14 protein-coding genes and 2 pseudogenes are annotated in these 17358 nt (G+C 71.8%); 12 read left to right on the top strand and 4 right to left on the bottom strand.

The window, feature by feature from the left end:
* Nucleotides 1–2 precede the first annotated feature (2 nt).
* From Q3Y56_RS02370 to Q3Y56_RS02360, 3 genes and pseudogenes are all read left to right on the top strand, one after another.
* The gene (locus Q3Y56_RS02370; RefSeq protein ID WP_304460312.1) at nt 3–725 is read left to right on the top strand and encodes a DUF4255 domain-containing protein; all 723 of its coding nucleotides are present in this window, start codon (nt 3–5) and stop codon (nt 723–725) included.
* Nucleotides 722–2901, top strand: a pseudogene (locus Q3Y56_RS02365) (ATP-binding protein). The gene Q3Y56_RS02370 and the pseudogene Q3Y56_RS02365 overlap by 4 nt, the downstream one beginning before the upstream one ends.
* Nucleotides 2902–2974: 73 nt before the next feature.
* Nucleotides 2975–3904 carry a type IV toxin-antitoxin system AbiEi family antitoxin domain-containing protein gene (locus Q3Y56_RS02360; protein WP_304460311.1) on the top strand — a complete coding sequence of 310 codons (930 nt, stop codon included), beginning with the start codon at nt 2975–2977 and terminating at the stop codon, nt 3902–3904.
* Between the two features lie 4 nt (nt 3905–3908).
* Here the strand turns inward: Q3Y56_RS02360 and Q3Y56_RS02355 are convergent.
* A pseudogene (locus Q3Y56_RS02355) lies at nt 3909–4696 on the bottom strand (LysR substrate-binding domain-containing protein).
* A gap of 60 nt (nt 4697–4756) precedes the next feature.
* Between Q3Y56_RS02355 and Q3Y56_RS02350 the strand changes: the two are divergent.
* Nucleotides 4757–5131 (top strand): DUF5997 family protein, encoded by a 375-nt coding sequence (locus Q3Y56_RS02350; RefSeq protein ID WP_304460310.1) that lies wholly within the window; start codon nt 4757–4759, stop codon nt 5129–5131.
* Here the strand turns inward: Q3Y56_RS02350 and Q3Y56_RS02345 are convergent.
* Genes Q3Y56_RS02345 through Q3Y56_RS02335 form a run of 3 tightly spaced genes read right to left on the bottom strand, consistent with a single transcriptional unit; the run spans nt 5109 to nt 8996 of the window.
* Complete coding sequence (locus Q3Y56_RS02345) at nt 5109–5774, bottom strand: SMI1/KNR4 family protein (RefSeq protein WP_304460309.1); 666 nt, start codon at nt 5772–5774, stop codon at nt 5109–5111. The two genes, Q3Y56_RS02350 and Q3Y56_RS02345, sit on opposite strands and share 23 nt — an antisense overlap.
* Nucleotides 5758–6075 (bottom strand): hypothetical protein, encoded by a 318-nt coding sequence (locus tag Q3Y56_RS02340; RefSeq protein WP_304460308.1) that lies wholly within the window; start codon nt 6073–6075, stop codon nt 5758–5760. Before Q3Y56_RS02340 ends, Q3Y56_RS02345 begins: the two co-directional genes overlap by 17 nt.
* The gene (locus Q3Y56_RS02335; protein ID WP_304460307.1) at nt 6015–8996 is read right to left on the bottom strand and encodes a hypothetical protein; all 2982 of its coding nucleotides are present in this window, start codon (nt 8994–8996) and stop codon (nt 6015–6017) included. The genes Q3Y56_RS02340 and Q3Y56_RS02335 overlap by 61 nt, the downstream gene beginning before the upstream one ends.
* 219 nt (nt 8997–9215) lie before the next feature.
* On the opposite strand from Q3Y56_RS02335, the gene Q3Y56_RS02330 reads away from it, so the two are divergent.
* The 8 genes from Q3Y56_RS02330 to Q3Y56_RS02295 all read left to right on the top strand — a co-directional run bounded on the left by Q3Y56_RS02330 (nt 9216) and on the right by Q3Y56_RS02295 (nt 17355).
* Nucleotides 9216–10754: a phage tail sheath subtilisin-like domain-containing protein gene (locus tag Q3Y56_RS02330; protein WP_304460306.1), complete on the top strand. Its 1539-nt coding sequence runs from the start codon at nt 9216–9218 to the stop codon at nt 10752–10754.
* 68 nt (nt 10755–10822) lie between these two features.
* Entirely contained in the window at nt 10823–11266 is a 444-nt protein-coding gene (locus Q3Y56_RS02325) for a phage tail protein (RefSeq protein WP_304460305.1), read from the top strand.
* Nucleotides 11266–11727 carry a hypothetical protein gene (locus Q3Y56_RS02320; RefSeq protein WP_304460304.1) on the top strand — a complete coding sequence of 154 codons (462 nt, stop codon included), beginning with the start codon at nt 11266–11268 and terminating at the stop codon, nt 11725–11727. Before Q3Y56_RS02325 ends, Q3Y56_RS02320 begins: the two co-directional genes overlap by 1 nt.
* Entirely contained in the window at nt 11724–11867 is a 144-nt protein-coding gene (locus tag Q3Y56_RS02315) for a DUF6760 family protein (RefSeq protein WP_304460303.1), read from the top strand. Before Q3Y56_RS02320 ends, Q3Y56_RS02315 begins: the two co-directional genes overlap by 4 nt.
* 55 nt (nt 11868–11922) lie before the next feature.
* On the top strand, nt 11923–14220 hold the full coding sequence (locus tag Q3Y56_RS02310) for a hypothetical protein (RefSeq protein WP_304460302.1): 2298 nt from the start codon (nt 11923–11925) through the stop codon (nt 14218–14220).
* A gap of 33 nt (nt 14221–14253) precedes the next feature.
* Entirely contained in the window at nt 14254–14685 is a 432-nt protein-coding gene (locus tag Q3Y56_RS02305; RefSeq protein ID WP_304460301.1) for a phage tail protein, read from the top strand.
* 4 nt (nt 14686–14689) lie between these two features.
* Entirely contained in the window at nt 14690–15499 is an 810-nt protein-coding gene (locus Q3Y56_RS02300; protein WP_304460300.1) for a LysM peptidoglycan-binding domain-containing protein, read from the top strand.
* An 8-nt stretch (nt 15500–15507) separates the two neighbouring features.
* Complete coding sequence (locus Q3Y56_RS02295; RefSeq protein ID WP_304460299.1) at nt 15508–17355, top strand: VgrG-related protein; 1848 nt, start codon at nt 15508–15510, stop codon at nt 17353–17355.
* Nucleotides 17356–17358 lie beyond the last annotated feature (3 nt).

Raw genomic sequence — 17358 nt, 5'->3', positions numbered from 1 at the left:
CAGTGATCCATGAGGTCGACGAGGCCCTGCGCACGCTGTTCCGGGTGGAAGCGCTCGAAGGCACCCAGATCGCGGTGGTCTTCGACGCGCCCACCCGCGACTGGGCCGCCAAGGTCAACGCGCCCACGGTCAACCTGTACCTGTACGACATACGGGAGGACATGCGGCGCCGGGAGCGCGGCCTGCACAACCAGTACGACGAGCAGGGCCGGGTCGTGGCCCGCCACCGCCCGCCCCGCTACTTCAAGCTCTCGTATCTGATCACCGCCTGGACCAAGCGCCCCGAGGACGAGCACCGCCTCCTCGCCTCGCTGCTGTCCTGCCTGCTGCGCCACGAGGCCCTTTCGCCGGAACGGCTCACCGGCTCCCTCGCGGAGATCGGCGTGGCCGTCCCCATGACCATCGCCCTGCCACCACCGGAGGACCGCTCGTTCGCCGACGTGTGGAGCGCGCTCGGCGGTGAGCTCAAGCCGTCGCTCGATCTCGTGGTGAGCGTCCCCGTCACCGATGCGCCGGTCTATGAGGCGGGCCCGCCGGTCGGCGAGGAGGGCCTGCGGCTCGGCCTCTCGGACAACGGCGCGGAGGGGGCGGGCGCGCCCTCGGGACCGTACACGACGACGCCGGACGGAAGACGGATCCCGGTATACGGAAGGCGGAGCGGCATCGCGTCCCAGGTGGCGGAGGAGCCGGGGCAGCGGCCCAAGCCTTCGGAAGGGCCCGCATGAGCGCGGAACGAGAGCCCTACGAGGCGAGCCTGCGCCATCTCCTCGACCGCGCGGTCGTCATCGAGGAGCGCGTACGCCGTGCCGTGGACGCCCGGCAGTCCGTCGACCCGAACCCCGACGACGCGTTCCGCGGCCTGTACCTGAGCGACGAGGCGGTGCGCCGCCTGCTGGAGGAGGGCCGGGAGATCGCGGCGCCGGGCGCGGCGGAGCCGTCGCTGGTGGCCGACGCGGAGTCACGGACACCGGGCAGGACGCGACTCCGCTCCCTGGCGACGGAGTTCGGCCTGACCGACCTGGACGTGGAGATCCTGCTGATCGCGCTGGTCCCGGACCTGGACGACCGCTTCGAGGCGTTCTACGGCTATCTGAACGACGACGTGACGCGCCGCCGCCCGTCGACCGGGCTGGCGCTGGGGCTGTGCGGTGTGCCGGCGGCGGACGCGGGCGCGCGGGCGCGCCTGCATCCGCTGTCGCCGCTGCGCACGGGCGGCCTGCTCCTGGTGGAGGAGCCGGACCGGCCGTTCCTGGCGCGGTCGCTGCGCGTCCCCGACCGCGTGACCGCCCACCTGCTCGGCGACGACACCCCGGACCCGCGCATCGCGGACGTTCTCGCGACCCGGCACGACGAGCCGGGCACGGGCGGCGTACGGGCCGCGGGCGACGTACCGGTCGTCGGCGACCCGTCCCCGCTGGCACGCGCCCTCAACGCGGGCGCGCACCTGGTGTACGTGCAGGAGGCGCAGGGCGGCGCGGGCACGGCGCTGGCGGCGTCGGCGCTGGAGGAGTCGGGCCGCGGGGTCCTGGGCGTGGACCTGGAGCGCCTCGCGGCGGACCCGAAGCCGGCCGAAGCCGTACGCGTCCTGACCCGCGAGGCCCGGCTCACCGGCTCCGGCGTGGTGTGCGGACCCGTCGACGCGCTGATCCGGGAACGGCCCGAGGTGATCCGAGCGCTGGCGGACGCCCCGCTGCCGGTGGTCCTGGTCGGCAGGACCCCATGGGACGCGAACTGGTCCGCGCGCCCGCCGGTGCTGCTGCACGCGCCGAGGGTGGAGCCGATGGCCAGGGCAGCGCTGTGGACACGGGCTTACGAGAAGCACGGGCGGCACGAGAAGCACGAGAAGCACGAGAAGCACGAGAAGCACGGGGAGCACGGACAGCATGGGCAGTCCGAGGAGCACGGGGGCTGCGTCCCGGACGGTCTGGACGTGACCCGCGTCCTGTCCCCCTTCCTCCTGACCCCGACCAGATCGCGCGGGCGGCGCGCAGCGCGGCGCAGACGGCGCTGCTGGACGGCGGCGAGCTGCGCCCCGACCACATCAGGGCGGGCGCCCGCGCCCAGAACGCGGCGGGCCTCGACCGCCTGGCACGCCGCCTGGAACCCGCCGTGACCTGGCAGGACCTGGTCCTGCCGGCCGACTCCCTGGCCCAACTGCGCGAACTGGCCGCCCGCGCCCGCCACCGCGACCGCGTCCTGGGGGAGTGGGGCATGCGCCCGGGCGGCGGCCGGGGGCGCGGCGTGACGGTCCTGTTCGCCGGTGACTCGGGCACGGGCAAGACGATGTCGGCGGAGGTCATCGCCGCCGACCTGGGACTGGACCTGTACACGGTGGACCTGGCGACGGTCATCGACAAGTACGTGGGCGAAACGGAGAAGAACCTGGAGCGGATCTTCTCCGAGGCGGCGGGCGTCAACGGCGTCCTGCTCTTCGACGAGGCGGACGCCATCTTCGGCAAACGGTCGGAGGTGAAGGACGCGCACGACCGCTACGCCAACGTCGAAAGCGCCTACCTCCTGCAACGCATGGAGTCCTTCGACGGCCTGGCCATCCTGGCCACCAACCTCCGAGCCAACCTGGACGACGCCTTCACCCGCCGGCTGGACCTGGTCATCGACTTCCCCGTGCCGGACGCGGCGCAGCGCAGGCTGCTCTGGGAACGCTGCCTGGCCCCGGTCCCGTGCTCGCAGGACCTGGACCTGGACTTCTGCGCGAAGTCCTTCGAACTGGCCGGCGGCAACATCCGCTCGGTGGCGGTGACGGCGGCGTACCTGTCGGCGGAGTCCGGTGCACCGGTGACCATGCGGGACCTGATCCACGCGGTGCAGCGCGAGTACCAGAAGCTGGGCCGCCTGACGCTGGCGTCGGAGTTCGGCCCGTACATGGACCTCCTGACCTGAACCCTGGGCCCTTGGACGTGACTTATCCACAGGGCCGAGCGGGAAACCGGCGCTCCTTGCACCATGGTGCGGCATGGGGATCAGTAACGAGGTGCTGCACCGGGTCCGCGCCGTGGCCGCCCGGCAGGACTGGGTGGTGACGGCCGCTCAGCTCCGGGCCGCCGGCGCCGGGCCGGACTCCGTACGCCGGATGGTCCGATCGGGGCAGTGGGTGCCGCTGGCCCGGGGCCGCTGGTGGGTGGGCCCGGACCCGCGCGGACCGTCGCTGCGGTCCCGGCTGCGGGCCGTCCTCCTCGGCTGCGGACCGCGAGTCGTCGTCGCGGGCCCGACGGCCGCGCGCCTCCTCGGCATCCAGGGCCTTCCGCGAGACGACGGCGCCCTGCACTTCGCCGTCCCACCGGACAGCGGCACGCGCTCGCACCAGGGCCGACACGTCCACCACACGAGCGTTCCGCCCGAGGCCCGCATGCTCCTGGACGGCATCCCGCTGACCAGCCCGGCGCGCACCTGCGCGGATCTGCTGCTGGCGCTGTCGCGGGAGGAGGCCGTGAGCGCCCTGGACTCCGCCCTCCACCAGCGGCTGCTGGCCGAGGCCGACCGCCGGACCGTCCTGGCCCACCTGTCCGGCCGCCGCGGCGCCCCGCAGGCCCGGGCCCGGGTGCCCCTGGCCGACGCGCGCGCGGAGAGCCCCCTGGAAACCCGGATCCGCCTCATCTGCCTGGACGGTGGCCTGCCGCCACCCGTCCTCCAGTGGCGTATCCGCGATCCGCAGCAGGGCTGGCAGTTCCGCATCGACCTGGGCTGGCCCGACCTGCTCGTCGGCGTCGAGGCCGACGGCCGATCCCCGCACAGCGCCCCCGCGGCCCTCTATCAGGACCGCTTTCGGCAGAACCGCCTGGCCGTGCTCGTCCCCGGACTCACGCTGTTCCGCTTCACGTGGGCCGACACGTACACGCCGGAGATCATCCTCACGCCGCTGCGCCAGGCCCTCCGTCGCACATGATCCGCTACGACCGGCGCCGGGGCTTGCCGTGCCTGCTCCCCTTGGCGCCACCGGACCCGCCCGAGAGCCCTTTCCAGCACCCTTGCCTGCGGCCTTGCCGACCGCTTTGCCGGCCGCGGGCTTGCGCGCTGCGCCCTTGGCGTCGGGGCGCTTCCCGGCCTTCGGCTGCGCCGGGGCCTGGGTGCGGCCCCGGGTGCTGTTGACGGTCCGCCCGCGGACGATCCCGATGAAGTCCTCCACCAGGTCGGTGGTCGCGTCCTCCGGCCACGACAGCGCGACACGCGACTGGGGGGCGTCCGTGACCGGCCGGTACGTGAGGTCCCTGCGGTGGTGCAGGCGGGCCAGCGACTGCGGCACGACGAGCAGTCCCACCCCCGCCGCCACCAGTTCGATGGCATCCGCCGTCGTGGCCGGGCGCTCGATCGCGGGCCGCCCCGGCCGCCGCTCCCATTCGAGGGTGTCGTCGAGGGGGTGGAACACGACGTCGTCGGCCAGATCCTCGGCCGACACCTCGTCGACCGCCGCCACGACGTGGTCCTTCGGGACCACGACCACCGTCGTCTCGATGTAGAGGGGGATGGCGCTGAGGTCCGTCCGGTCGATCGGCAACCGCACGAAGCCCGCGTCGGCGCCGCCGCGGCGCAACATCTCGGGCGCTTCGGCGGCGGAGACCGCCACGAGGTCCAGCGGGATGTCGGGCAGCCGCTCCTGCCAGATCCGCACCCACTTGGCGGGTGTCACGCCCGGGACGTAGGCGAGCCGGAACGAGGGGGATGCTGCCGAACCTGTCACCCGCCCAGGTTACCGGCTGCGTGGTCGGAGCCGGCGCGCACGCTCGATATCCTTGACAGCATGACGTCGCACAAGAGCACCCAGACCATGAAGCCCGCGACCGCGGCGAAGAAGCTGGGTGTGTACCTCGAGGCCACCCCCGCGGAGTTCCGGGAGGGCGTCGTCACGCGCGACGAACTGAGCGCCCTGCAGACCGACCCACCCGAGTGGCTGCGCGATCTGCGGCGGAACGGCCCCCACCCCCGGCCGGTGGTCGCGGCGAGGCTGGGCGTCTCCATCTCGGGCCTCGCCCGCGGCGGCGTGACGGAGCCGCTCACCACGGAGCAGATCGACGCCTTGAAGAACGACTGCCCCGAGTGGCTCCAGAAGGAGCGCGCCACCCAGGCCGAGGTGCGCAAGGAAGCGGCGCGCCTCAAGGAGAAGAAGGCCTCCTGAGCTCGTCGTAGACGGCGAAGTCCAGGTACCGGCCGGAGGCTGTGAACCAGTAGCCCTCTCCGTAGTCCGACGGCACCTCGGTGAGGGCGGCTGCCCCGGTGTCCAGCAGGCTCACGTAGCGCCTGAAGAGCTCGGTGACGCTCTCCTCCACAACGGCGAAGTCGATCTCGTCGACGTTGAAGATGAGCTGGCCGCTACGGCCGGCCGGCCCGGGAACGTTGTCGATCCACAGGTAGGCGCCGCCGTCCTCGTACTGGGCGATCGGGATGCGAGCCGGATGGAACGGTACGCATCGCACCTTGTCCTCATACGTCAGCTCGTCGAAGAACTCGTCATCGGGCAGTTCGCGATGCCCTTGCCACAGTTCCACGACCTCTTCGGCGGAGAGAAAGGCCAGCTGGTCCGGCGGGAATACCAGTTCGGAGTCGTCGGGCTGCCCGTTCGCGTGCCTGAGCAGCTCCTTGTAGTCGTCCGGCAGGGGAGTTCGAATGACCTTTTCCATGTGCCGGATCTCGTCTTCGGAGCAGCCCCTGTTGAAGGGGGAATCTCCACCGGTTCGATCTCTGGCGAAGGCCTCCAGGCGCGCCAGAAGCTCTACGATCCGCGGTTGATCCTGCCGGCTGCTGTCACCAGAACCATGCACTCTCGATTCCTTCCGCCCAATTGCTGTTGTTCCGGTTGCGGGCCTTCTTCATCATGCTCTTGTAGGTGAGGACCTTGTATTTTTGGAGGTTCGCCGAAGCGAGCGAATGCGGATAGAACCTGAATTCGATCGTGGCGCCTCCGGCGAGGAGCGCGTTCGGGGGCTGGTGATCGGGAATCCAGCTTCCCTTGTCTTTCTTGCCCCACTTCGTCGCCTTGTTGGGTTTCGTGCCGGGTTCCTCTATGGAGGAGTCGCTGTGGTCGAAGGTCTTGTAGCCGATGTCGTCCAGATTGTCCCGCATGGACGTTGCGAAATTCCGCCCCGAGTGGCCCGTGACCCACTTGCCGTGCCCTTGAGCAGGCGTTTGGTGGTCTCGTCCAGTTCCTTCATCACCTGATCGTGTGCCTGCTTGGCGGTCAGCTGCTCCGCCTGCGGGGCGCCTTCCAAGGTCTGCGGCGGTGAGGCGACGTAGACGTAGTTCCAGGTCTCACCGCCGTTTCTTACTGTTATCGACTTGAATACGGGATGATCCTTCTTCGTCGCGGCGGCCGCTTCCTCGGCGGCATCCTGTGAAATCTTCCCGGAATTCAGGCGGGAGCCTTCCTCCCGGCGGAGTTGGTCGAGGCCCTTGGCGACCTTGTCCGCCTTGTCCTTGTCCGGCGCTCCGCCCTTGCCGTCCTGACCCTTGTCCGGCCGGCCCTTTCCCCTGATCTTGGCCCAGAGCGCCCTGCCCTTTCTGACGACGAAGTCCACGACCTTGTCGATCGCCCGCTTCACCGGCCGTCCCACCGCGTGGAAGACACTCTTCACCTTGTTCGCCAGGCCGCCGACGCCCAGCAGCGAGGCCAGGAGTCCGATCAGCAGGGGGATGCTGGCCGCCAGCGCGGATTCGACCATCTGCGGGACGCCCGCCGCGCCGCCGTTCGCGATGGCGATGACCGCGTCCAGGATCGCGTTGACGAACTGCACGATCTGCGCACCCTGGTTCACGATGAAGCTGACGATGTCGATGATCGCCTTGACCGCGCGGACGAATGCCGACGCGGGATTCAGCAGGGAGAGAATCCAGGTGATGCCGGCGACGATGACCGTGGGGATGAGATAGGACTTCAGGTCCTCAAGGATCTTGGCCTTGAGGTCGCCCGCCTCCTGCCGGATGTGCTCCATCGCGCCGGAGGGGCCTTCGCGGGCCAGCGCCTGGGCCACCGGGACCGCTTGTTCGACCGCCGTGATCGCCTGGTCCGGGACGCCCTTGCGCACGATTCTGGCGCGGATGTTCGCCCACGTCAGGCCGAGCATGGAGGCGATCAGCTTGATGATGCCCTTGAGGTCGAACTTCTCCGGGATCTCGATGCCCGCCTTCGTGGCCGTGCCCAGCAGCCACGCGACCAGGCCCTTCTTCAGGTGGTCGGCGATGTTCGCGACGAACTGGTTCAGACCCGAGCCCACCGCCTTCACCAGGTTGCCCAGGAAGCCGATCGGGTCCTTGATGATCTTTCCGATCGCGGCGGCGGCCTTGGCGAGGACGCCGAGGAGGAGGTTCTTGAGCTCGATGATGGTCTTGATGACCCCGACGACCGCGTCGACGGCCTTCTGAACCAGCCCCTTGTTCGCCTCCTGGAGCTTCTTGATCTCCTCGTCCACCGCGTTCAACGCCTCGGTGTACTTCTGGGCGAGGGTCTGCACCAGCTCCTGGCTCTTGTCGTTGACCTGCGATTCGAGATCCTCGAACTTCCCCGCGAAGTCCTTCGCCGCCTCCTCGCCGAACTTCCGCAAGTCGGCCGGGAGCCGGTCGACCTCCGCCTTCAGGTCCTCGCGGCCCTGGGCGATGCGGGCCTTGGCCTTGCCCAGTTCGGCGCCGATCGTGTCGGCGATGCCGGAGATGACGCCCTGCATCTGGCCGACGTAGAGCTTGCGTGACTCCTGGTAGAGCTGGTTCGCCTCCTCCGGCATGCCCACCAGCTTGTCCTTGGCCCACTTCGCCGGGCCGAAGAAGCCGCTGTAGCGCTTCTTCTTGTACGCCTTCATCCGCCGCTCGTGATCGGCGGTGAACGCGTCCCGCGCCGCCTTCTCGCCCTGCGTGAACTGGTCGTCGACCTTCTTGTCCAGGCCCGCGAGCGTCTCCTCGACGTCCTTCTTCGTCGCGTCGAAGACCTTCTGGAGCTTCGCGGTGGCCTTCTCGCGCTGCTGCTCGTCCTTGGACTTCGTCTCGCCCTTGCCGCCGTCGACCGCCTTGCCCGCCGCCGCCCGGGTCCCGGTCAGCGACGCCATCGCCTTCTCGCCGGACGCCGCCGCGTGCGCCTTCGCCGCCGCCAACTGCTCCTGCTCCGCCGCCCGGCCCTCCGCCGGAGCCTTCGCGGAATGCGCCTCGGCCTTCTTCTTCTCGCCCAGCGCCTCGTCGAACTGCGGCTCGTTGCCCTTGGCCAGCTGCTCCTCGGTGACCTCGGCGTCCGCCATCTCCTTGTCGGTCCGCTTCGGCCCCTCGGAGAAGTCCGTGACCTCCGGCGGCTGCTTCTCCGGGACCGCGTCCGCGGCGTTCGGCGCGCCCGGGTTCCCCGGCGGCCGGTCCGGGGACATCGGCGTGACCGCCTTCTCCTTGGCCGCCGAGGTGTCCGGCTCCGCCTTGGTCGTGGTCGCGATGTCCTTCGCCGACCTGTCCTTGCCGTCGGAGACCTTGCCGTCGACCTGCTCCTTGACCTTGTCGGCCTTGCCGGACTCGGAGAACTTGTCCGCCTCGTCGAGGTTCTTCGGCGCCTGCTTGTCGATGGCCTCGTTGACCGCGGCGATGAACGCCCGCTTGTCGAACTCGCCCGGCTTGGCCGCGTTCATCTTCTCGGCGTTGGCCGCCTTGCCCTGCGCTTCCTTGTCGTCCGGCGGCGCCACCGCCGCGTCCTGCGCGGCCTTCGACTCACCCACCGCCGGCGGATGATGCGCCAACTTCTGCTGCTTCGCCGCCACATCCGCCTTCACCTTGCGGAAGCGCGCGGCCTGCGCGGGCGAGGGCTTCACCGGGGCGGTGTAGCGTTGGGCCACGAGTCGCGACACCGCGGCGTTGCCCACCGCGCCCTGAAGACGCTGGACGTCGCGGCGGTCCAGGGCCTGGGTGCTGCCGGAGACCACCGCCGGACGGGCCGGGGTCTCCTCGGCAGCGCGGGCCGCGGTCGGCTGCGACGGGTGGTGCCGGTGGTCCGGTGACGCGGCCTTCTCCGATGCTGCCTTCACGGCATCTCCCGGTCCATCCCGCCGCCCCCGTCGCCCGCCATGCCTGCCAGCATGTGCGGCGGCCGGGATCCACCGGGTGCGCGCCGGGTACGGACCTGGTGCACCAGCCCGTGCCCCATCGGGCAGCCGGATCTGTACGGCGGGGCGGCCGATCGCCCTATCCGCTGATCCCGGCCCCTGGCGAGAATCGCTCTCGTTTCCCCGGTCAAGGAGAGTGGTATGCCGTCGTACCTGTCCCCGGGCGTCTACGTCGAGGAAGTGGAGTCCGGATCCCGCCCGATCGAAGGGGTGGGCACGTCGGTCGCCGCCTTCGTCGGCTTCGCGCAGAAGGGTCCGCTCAACGAACCGACACTGATCACGAACTGGACCCAGTTCGTCACCGTCTTCGGTGACTTCGTCGACGGGGCCTACCTCGCCGGCTCCGTCTACGGCTTCTTCGCCAACGGCGGCGGCATCTGCTACGTGGTGCGGATCGGCGGCCACGACGCCGCGGCCGGGCCCGGCAGGGCGGAGCTCGCCGCCGGGCCGCGGGCGCAACTCGGCCCGTACGTCGTACGGACCCTGCCCGGGGTGACCGGCGAGATCACCGTCGAGGTCGCCGAACCCGAGGGCGACGACCCGCCCCAGGACGTGTTCAAGCTGGTGGTCAAGCGGGACGGCCAGGTCGTGGAGACCTATCCGGCCGTCACCACCAAGCGCAGCAAGGAGAACGTGGCCACGCAGGTCAAGGCCCAGTCCCAGGTGATCGCGCTGGAGGAGCCCGGCAAGGGGGCCGCCCCCGCCCGGCCCGCGCCTCAGTCGGTCACGCTGGCCGCGCCGTCCGGAGCGGAACCCGCCGCCTCCGGGCCGCTGTCGGCGGATACCTACGTCGGCGACGCCGAGCAGCGCACCGGCTTCGGCGGCCTGGAAGCGGTCGACGAGATCACGATGGTCGCCGCCCCGGACCTGATGAGCGCCTACCAGCGCGGCGTGCTGGACCTGGAGACGGTGATCTCGGTGCAGCAGGGGCTGATCACGCACTGCGAGGCGATGGGCAACCGGATCGCCATCCTCGACCCGCCGCCCGGGCTGACCCCGCAGCAGGTCCGGGAGTGGCGCCAGGACCGCACCGGCTTCGACTCCAAGTACGCCACCATGTACTACCCGTGGATCAAGGTCTTCGACCCGGGCGCCGGACGCAACGCGTTCGTACCGCCCAGCGGGCACATCGCGGGCGTGTGGGCGCGCAACGACGACGCGCGCGGGGTGCACAAGGCCCCGGCGAACGAGGTGGTCCGGGGCGCCGTCGCCCTCCAGACGCAGCTGACCAAGGGCGAGCACGACCTGCTCAACCCCATCGGCCTCAACTGCATACGGGCCTTCCCCGGCCGGGGCATCCGGATCTGGGGCGCCCGCACCCTCGCCAGCGACCCGGCCTGGCGCTATCTCAACGTACGACGGCTCTTCAACTACCTGGAGGAGTCGATCCTGGCCGGCACCCAGTGGGTGGTGTTCGAGCCGAACGACGACGCCCTGTGGGCGCGGATCCGGCGCACCGTGGGGGCGTTCCTGGTCAACGAGTGGCGAAAGGGCGCGCTCTTCGGGCTCACCCCGGACGAGGCCTTCTACGTCAAGTGCGACCGCGAGACCAACCCGCCCGAGAGCATCGACGCGGGCCAGGTCGTCTGCGAGATCGGGGTGGCCCCGGTCAAACCGGCGGAGTTCGTGGTGTTCCGGCTCGCCCAGCTGTCCGCGGGCTCCGGCGCGGTCGACGAGTGACGGCGGTCCGCGACAGACAACCTCCAGGCCGCCCACGGCCTTTCGGAGACTGACACAAGGAGGCTGTAATGCCGCTCCCCGATCTCGACAGTTCCGTAGCGAATTCCTTCGGGCTGGAATTCGACAGCGTCCTCATCCGGCAGATCACGGAGATCAGTGGTCTGAAGATGGAGCAGGACGTCATCGAGCTGAAGCAGAACACCGTCGACGGCAAGTACATCGTCAAGAAGCTCCCCGGCAGGGCGAAGGCCGGCGAGGTCACGGTCACCCGCGGCCTGACGGAGGACAACAGCTTCGAGCGGTGGATCAAGGACTCCCGCTTCGGGAAGATGGCCAGCGTCCGCCGCAGCGGAGCGATCATCGTCTTCGACTACGAGGGCATCCCGATCAAGCGGTACAAGCTGATCAACGCCTGGCCCAAGTCGCTGGAGATCAGCACCCTCAAGGCGGGCGACACCTCGGTGCTCACGGAGAAGCTGGTCATCACCTACGAGAGCGTGGAACTCGACTGATGCGCCGGACCATCCCAGCGGCCGTACGCGACGGCCACGGCTCCCCGGGGGCGGAGGCCGCGGGGCGAGGGGAGCAGCGGACCGAGCGGCTGCGTACCGAGTTCCCCTTCGAACTGCCGCGGGGGTACGTGGACGAGTCCGGGAGCCTGCACCGTACGGGCGTGATGCGGCTGGCCACCGCACGCGACGAGCTGATCCCCCTGCGCGACGACCGCGTGCGGGAGAACTCCGCCTACCTGTCCGTGGTGCTCATCTCCCGCGTCCTCGTCCGCCTCGGCACCATCGAGGACATCCACCCGGGCATCGTCGAGGACCTGTTCGCCTCCGACCTCGCCTTCCTGCAGGACTTCTACCGCCGGATCAACGCCGAGGGGCACACCCGGGCGGCCGTCACCTGCCCCTCCTGCCAGGAGAGCTTCGCGGTGGACCTCGCCGGCGGTGGTCGCCTGGGGGAATCGTGACGTACGCGGCGGACCGCATCCACGAGGAAGTCGCGTACCTCGCCTACCACTTCCACTGGTCGCTCGACCAGATCCTCGACATGGAACACGCCGATCGACTCCGGTACGTGGAGCAGATAGCCCGGCTGAACGGGAATTGACACACGCGGGCACACGCGGACACACGCGGGTCACGCAAGGGGGGATCGAGAACTCATGGGACTGCTGTCCTGGCTGAGCGGCCGCCGGCACACCGGTGCGCCCGCCGCCCCGGTGTCCCCCGCACTGGCGCCGACCCCGGCACCGCTGCCCGAGCCCGCGGGATGGCGCGAACTGCCGCCGCTCCAGCGGGCCGTGGGCGCCGTCGACCTGGTCTCCGACCCGGCCGGGTTCCGCGGCTCGCTGGCCACCTGGCGCGACGCGTCCTTCACGGCTCCGCTCGGCCATCTGGTCAGCGCGCAGGCCCCGTCCGGAGTGGGGCACGGACTCGCCGACGCCGTCCAGCCGACGGTGAGCCGGACGGTGGACGGCTCCGGGCCAGGGGGCGTCCGGGCCGGGGAGGGGCCTGCTCCGGGCGGTGCTGCCCGGGCGGGGGAGGGGCCTGCTTCGGGTGGTGTCCGGGCCGAGGACGGTCGTGCCTCGGGCGGTATCGGTGCCCAGGACGGATTCGCTCCGGGCGCTGCCCCGGCCGGGGCCGGCCCGGCCGAGACGGCCGTCCTGTCCGAGGCCCCAAGTGCCGCCGGACCGCAGGCGGACGGCGGTGCGACGCCTCCGCCGGTCCTGCCGACCCCGCTGGCCCCGCCGGCCCCGCTCCAACGGGCCGTCACCCGGTCGCTGGTCTCGGCCCGGCCGCTGGAGAGGTCCCTCGGCGACCTGGCACAACTGCCGGTCGTCGCAACGTCGCAGGTGGTGCAGTCTGTGCGCGAGCAGGGTCCGGCCCCGGACCCGGACCGGGACCCGGACGCGGGAGGGGGACCGGGCCCGGCTCCGCGTTCCGGCGGCGACGCGTCCGCCCCGGTGCAGCGGTACCGCGCCGACGAGGCCCCGAGGCCCCGGGGGTTCGGGCTCGGCGCGCCGCTGCCCGGACTGCCGCCCACGGCGCAGCGCACACCTGCCGCGAGCACCGGCGCGTCGCCCGCGGCCCCGCTGATCGGCCCGACGTCCTCCGCGCCGACGTTCTCCGGCGCGCCACCCTCCGGGGGCTCGCCCGCCGGCACGCCACCGCCGTCCAGCGCGTCGTCCTCCAGCGTGCCGCCTTCCGGCGCGTCGTCCTCGGACGTGTCGGAAGGCGGTCCCGCCGACGCCCCGATGCTGCCCGTGGCGCGGGAGGCCGAGACCGCCGGAGCCGCCCCGCCTGCCCCACCCGCCGGGGACCACGGATCCGATCCGGGCGAGCGGGTCCGGCCGCTGCTGGGGGACGACCCGCTGACCACGCGTACGCGGCCGACCCCGGCACCCGGTGGGGCCACGGACGCGACCGGCCCCTCGCCGGACGCCGCGCTCCCCGCCCCCGTACCACTCCAGCGGGCCACCGCCGACGGCACGCCGATCCCCGGGCCCGCCGCACCGCCACCGGCCGCGGACCCGGTGGTGCCGCTCGTCGCCCAGCGCTCCGTGCCGCTGTTCTCCGGCGTGTCCGCGCCGACCCCGGCTGACGTGTCGTCACCCGACGCGGCATCCGATCCGGTGCCCGCGGCGGTTCCGGTGCGATGGGCCGCCGCGGACCCGCCCGTTCCGGCGTCGGCCGGTCGTACGGGCTCGTTCACGGACCGGCTCACGACCGGAGCCGCGTCCGTGCAGCGGTCAGCGGCTCCTGCGGCCGCCGCCTACGCGGCGGCGTCCCCGGCCGAGCCCGTGCCGTCGGCCTTGTCGGTCCCCTCGGCCCCGTCCATCCGGACAGCCGCATCCAGTCCGTCGGCGTCACACCCGCCCGCCGCCTCGGCCCCCGTGCCGGTCCAGCGCGCCGCCGCGCCCATGCCGTTCCCGGCCCGTACCGGGCAGGCGGCTCGGACGGGTCCGGGGCACGGCCTGGTGGACGCGGGGGCGGTCGCCGTGGCCGCGGGAGTGGCACAGCGGATGGCCGACGGCTCGGTGGCCTTCCGGCCGCCCGTCGAACAGGGCCTGGCCCCGCAGGGCCCGGCCTCGCAAGGCCCCCTGTCGCAGGGCCCCACCATGCAGACGTACACCGCGCGGCCCCTTCCGCCCCCGGCCGCCGCGCCGCCCGCCGTCCAGCGGGACGCGGCGGACGATCCGCCCCCGACGCCCGACCCGCCGCCCGAGCCCGAGCCGCCACCGGAACCCCAGCCGGTCCCCGGCCCGGAGCCGGACACCCCCGGCGGCGCCACGGCACCAGGCGCCCCCGGCGCACCAGGGGCGGCGGCAGGCAGACCCGGCGCACCCGCCGTCACCGACGAGCTGGTCCGCGCCCTGTTCGGCCCGCTCAGCCGACTGCTCAAGGCCGAGCTGCGGCTGGAGCGCGAACGGGCCGGCTTCCTGATCGAGACCAGGCACTGACGAGACCAGGCCATGATGAGAAAGGGGCAGGCCGTGCCCGTAACCGACGACCCGGCGGTCAGCGTCTGTTTCGTCGTCACCATCGACGGCATCGAGCTCGGCTCGTTCAACACCTGCGAGGGGCTCGGCTGCGAGGTGGTCCTGGAGCAGCGCGAGGAGGGCGGCAACAACTTCCACCTGTGGCAGCTGCCCACCCGGCTCAAGTACTCCAACGTGAAGCTGTCCCGGCCGCTGACCCGGGAGACCGAGAAGGTGGCCAAGTGGTTCGCCTCCATGACCACCGGCTTCAGCCGCAAGACGGCGCACATCGAGGCGCGCACCGGCGACGGCCAGAAGGTCGCCCAATGGGGGCTGCTGGAGGTGGTACCGGTGCGCTGGACCGGGCCGACCTTCAACCCCGAGTCCCCCAAGGTGGCCATCGAGACCATCGAGATCGCCCACCACGGCTACGTCATGGAGGGCTGAGGCGGTGAGCACACCCATCGCGTTCAGCGCCGCGGGCACCGGCGCCGCGGCCCGCGCCGGCGGCGCCCGGCCCAAACTGGAGCACGCCTACCTGGAGCTGCGCACCCCGCCGCCCGGCGGGAGCCTGACCCCCGGCGGGCCGTGCGGCCGGATCGACTTCCAGTTCAACCCGAAGGAACTGAGCCTGACCAAGGCGGCGGCGTGGAAGCGCGACAACGCCAAAGGGGCGAAGAGCGCGGGCCCGCCCGAGTACCAGGGGCCGCAGCCCAGCAAGCTCACCGTCGAGATGTTCTTCGACGCCAGCGACACGCAGGACACCAGTGTGGTGAAGTCGGTGGAGCAGCTGTTCGCCTGCTGTGTGCCGACCAACGAGACCCGGCAGCAGCAGCGGTCCTCCCCGCCGTGGGTGGTCTTCCACTGGGGCGGGCTCACCGGCTTCCCCGGCTACGTCAGCCAGGTCCAGGTCAAGTACACCCTGTTCACCACCTCCGGGGTGCCGATCCGGGCGGTGTGCCTGGTGACCATGGAGGAGATCAGCGGCGAGACCCCCGGCCAGAACCCGACCTCGGGTGCGCTGCACGCCCGTCGGGTGCACCGGGTGCAGTCCGGCGACACCCTGCCGCAGCTGGCCTACCGGGAGTACGGCGACCCCGCCGCCTGGCGGGTGATCGCCGAAACCAACGGCATCGACGACCCGATGCGGCTGGCGCACGGCCGGGAGCTGCTGCTGCCCGCTCTCGACGAGCTCGAACGGCTCCAGGACGACGAGCCCGACCGCCCCGGCGCCCGGGCGGCGCTCGGCGCGGGCCGGTGAGGTGAGACATGGTCGAACACAGCGTCGCCAAGTCGGTGGTGGTGGAGTTCGCGGGCCGCCCGCTGCCCGCCGCCCTCGCCAACACCCTGGTCGAAGGCTACGTGGACGACAGCCGTACGCTGCCCGACCTGTTCGTGCTGCGGTTCCGCGACCCCGGCCGGGTGCTGCTGGAGCAGGCGGGCATCACGATCGGCGCCACGGCGCGGCTGCTGGCCAAGGCCGGCGGCGCGTCGCCGCAGCCCCTGCTCACCGGCAGCGTCACCGCCCTCGAAGTGGAGATCGACGACACCGGCACCTTCACGGTGGTGCGCGGCCTGGACGAGTCCTATCGCCTCTTCCGCGGCCGCCGGGTGGCCAGCTACCAGAACATGACGCTCGCCGACATCTGCGCCCGGGTCGCCCAGCGCGCGGGGCTGCGCCCCGGCACGGTCGACGTCGCCGGTCCGGTCCTGGAGCACGTCGCCCAGCCCAACGTCACCGACTGGGAGTTCCTGCGCCATCTCGCCCAGGAGGCGGGCGCGCAGATCTACGTCCGCGACGGGCAGCTGCACGTCGTGAAGCCCACCGAGGCCGGCGGCGCACCGGACGTGTCGACCCGCGCGGACTCCAGCCCGCTGGTCCTGGAGATGGGCGACAACCTGCTGCGCTGCCGGGCCGGGGTCTCGGCGGCCGAGCAGGTGTCGGCCGTCGAGGTGCGCGGCTGGGACGTACGGGCCAAGAGGCCGCTGGTCGGCCGGGCGCCCGCGGGCAAGGCCGGCACCCTGGAGCTGGGCGTCACCGCCGCCCAGGTGTCCGAGCCGTTCGGGGAGGCCCACTTCGTCGTCAGCGACGCCGCGTACGGGACCCAGGCGGAGGTCGACCAGGCCGCCAAGGCGCTGGCCGAGCGCATCGCCGGGTCCTTCGCCGAACTGGACGCGGTCATCCGGGGCAACCCCCGGGTCAGGGCGGGCGGCGCGGTCACCCTCACCGGCGTCGGCGCGCCGTTCGAGGGCCGGTACACCGTCACCTCCACCCGGCATGTCTTCGACGCCCGGCGCGGCTACGAGACCTGGATCAGTGTCTCCGGGCAGCAGGAGCGTTCGCTGTTCGGGCTGACCGGCGGTGCCCGGACTCCCGCACCGGCCTCGTCCGGGCTGGTCAACGGCACGGTCACGGACACCAAGGACCCGGAGGGGCTCGGCCGGGTCAAGGTCGCGTTCCCTTGGCTGTCCGACGAGTACGCCAGCGACTGGGCACGTACCGCGCAGGCGACCGGCACCGCCGGCGGCCAGGCGTTCATCCCGGAGGTCGGCGACGAGGTCCTGGTCGGGTTCGACCAGGGGTTCCTGGACCGCCCCTACGTCATCGCCGCCCTCTACAACGGGCAGGACAAGCCGGGGCAGCAGGGCACGGAGGAAGGCGAGACGGTGGACTCCACCAGCGGCGCGGTCAACAAACGCGCCTTCGGCTCCAAGCACGGGAAGCTGGAGGTGCTGGACACCCCCAACGGCCCGCAGGAAGTACGGCTGGCGACCGCCGACGGCAAGCTGAAGATCGCGCTGGACCGCAAGGGCACCACCATCGTGCTGCACAGCGACGGCACCGTGGAGATCGACGCCAAGGAGAAGGTGTCGATCAAGGGCAGCTCGATGGCGCTGGACGCCGGCAGTGGCACGCTCGAACTCGCGGGCGGCTCCGTCAAGCTGACCGCCCGCAGCGGAGTGCAGCTCGACGGCGGCAGCGGCCAGGTCAAGCTGTCCAGCGGCGGCGCGGTCGAGGTCCAGGGCAGCCAGGTGACGGTGAACGGCACCGCGCGCACCGAGATCAAGGGCGGCGCGACGGTGTCCGTCAACGCCCCCATGGTGAAGATCAATTGAGGC

Source organism: Streptomyces sp. XD-27, from assembly GCF_030553055.1.
In the GTDB taxonomy this organism is placed as follows: domain Bacteria; phylum Actinomycetota; class Actinomycetes; order Streptomycetales; family Streptomycetaceae; genus Streptomyces.
The sequence above is the reverse complement of the archived record's forward strand: the minus strand, read 5'-3'. Positions and strand labels throughout refer to the sequence as shown.

What these genes read in the sequence shown, in the direction of transcription:
- Q3Y56_RS02360 (WP_304460311.1), top strand. Translation starts at nt 2,975, where the DNA reads ATGGGGATCAGTAACGAGGTGCTGCACCGGGTCCGCGCCGTGGCCGCC.
- Q3Y56_RS02350 (WP_304460310.1), top strand. Translation starts at nt 4,757, where the DNA reads ATGACGTCGCACAAGAGCACCCAGACCATGAAGCCCGCGACCGCGGCG.
- Q3Y56_RS02340 (WP_304460308.1), bottom strand. Translation starts at nt 6,075, where the DNA reads ATGCGGGACAATCTGGACGACATCGGCTACAAGACCTTCGACCACAGC.
- Q3Y56_RS02330 (WP_304460306.1), top strand. Translation starts at nt 9,216, where the DNA reads ATGCCGTCGTACCTGTCCCCGGGCGTCTACGTCGAGGAAGTGGAGTCC.
- Q3Y56_RS02325 (WP_304460305.1), top strand. Translation starts at nt 10,823, where the DNA reads ATGCCGCTCCCCGATCTCGACAGTTCCGTAGCGAATTCCTTCGGGCTG.
- Q3Y56_RS02320 (WP_304460304.1), top strand. Translation starts at nt 11,266, where the DNA reads ATGCGCCGGACCATCCCAGCGGCCGTACGCGACGGCCACGGCTCCCCG.
- Q3Y56_RS02310 (WP_304460302.1), top strand. Translation starts at nt 11,923, where the DNA reads ATGGGACTGCTGTCCTGGCTGAGCGGCCGCCGGCACACCGGTGCGCCC.
- Q3Y56_RS02295 (WP_304460299.1), top strand. Translation starts at nt 15,508, where the DNA reads ATGGTCGAACACAGCGTCGCCAAGTCGGTGGTGGTGGAGTTCGCGGGC.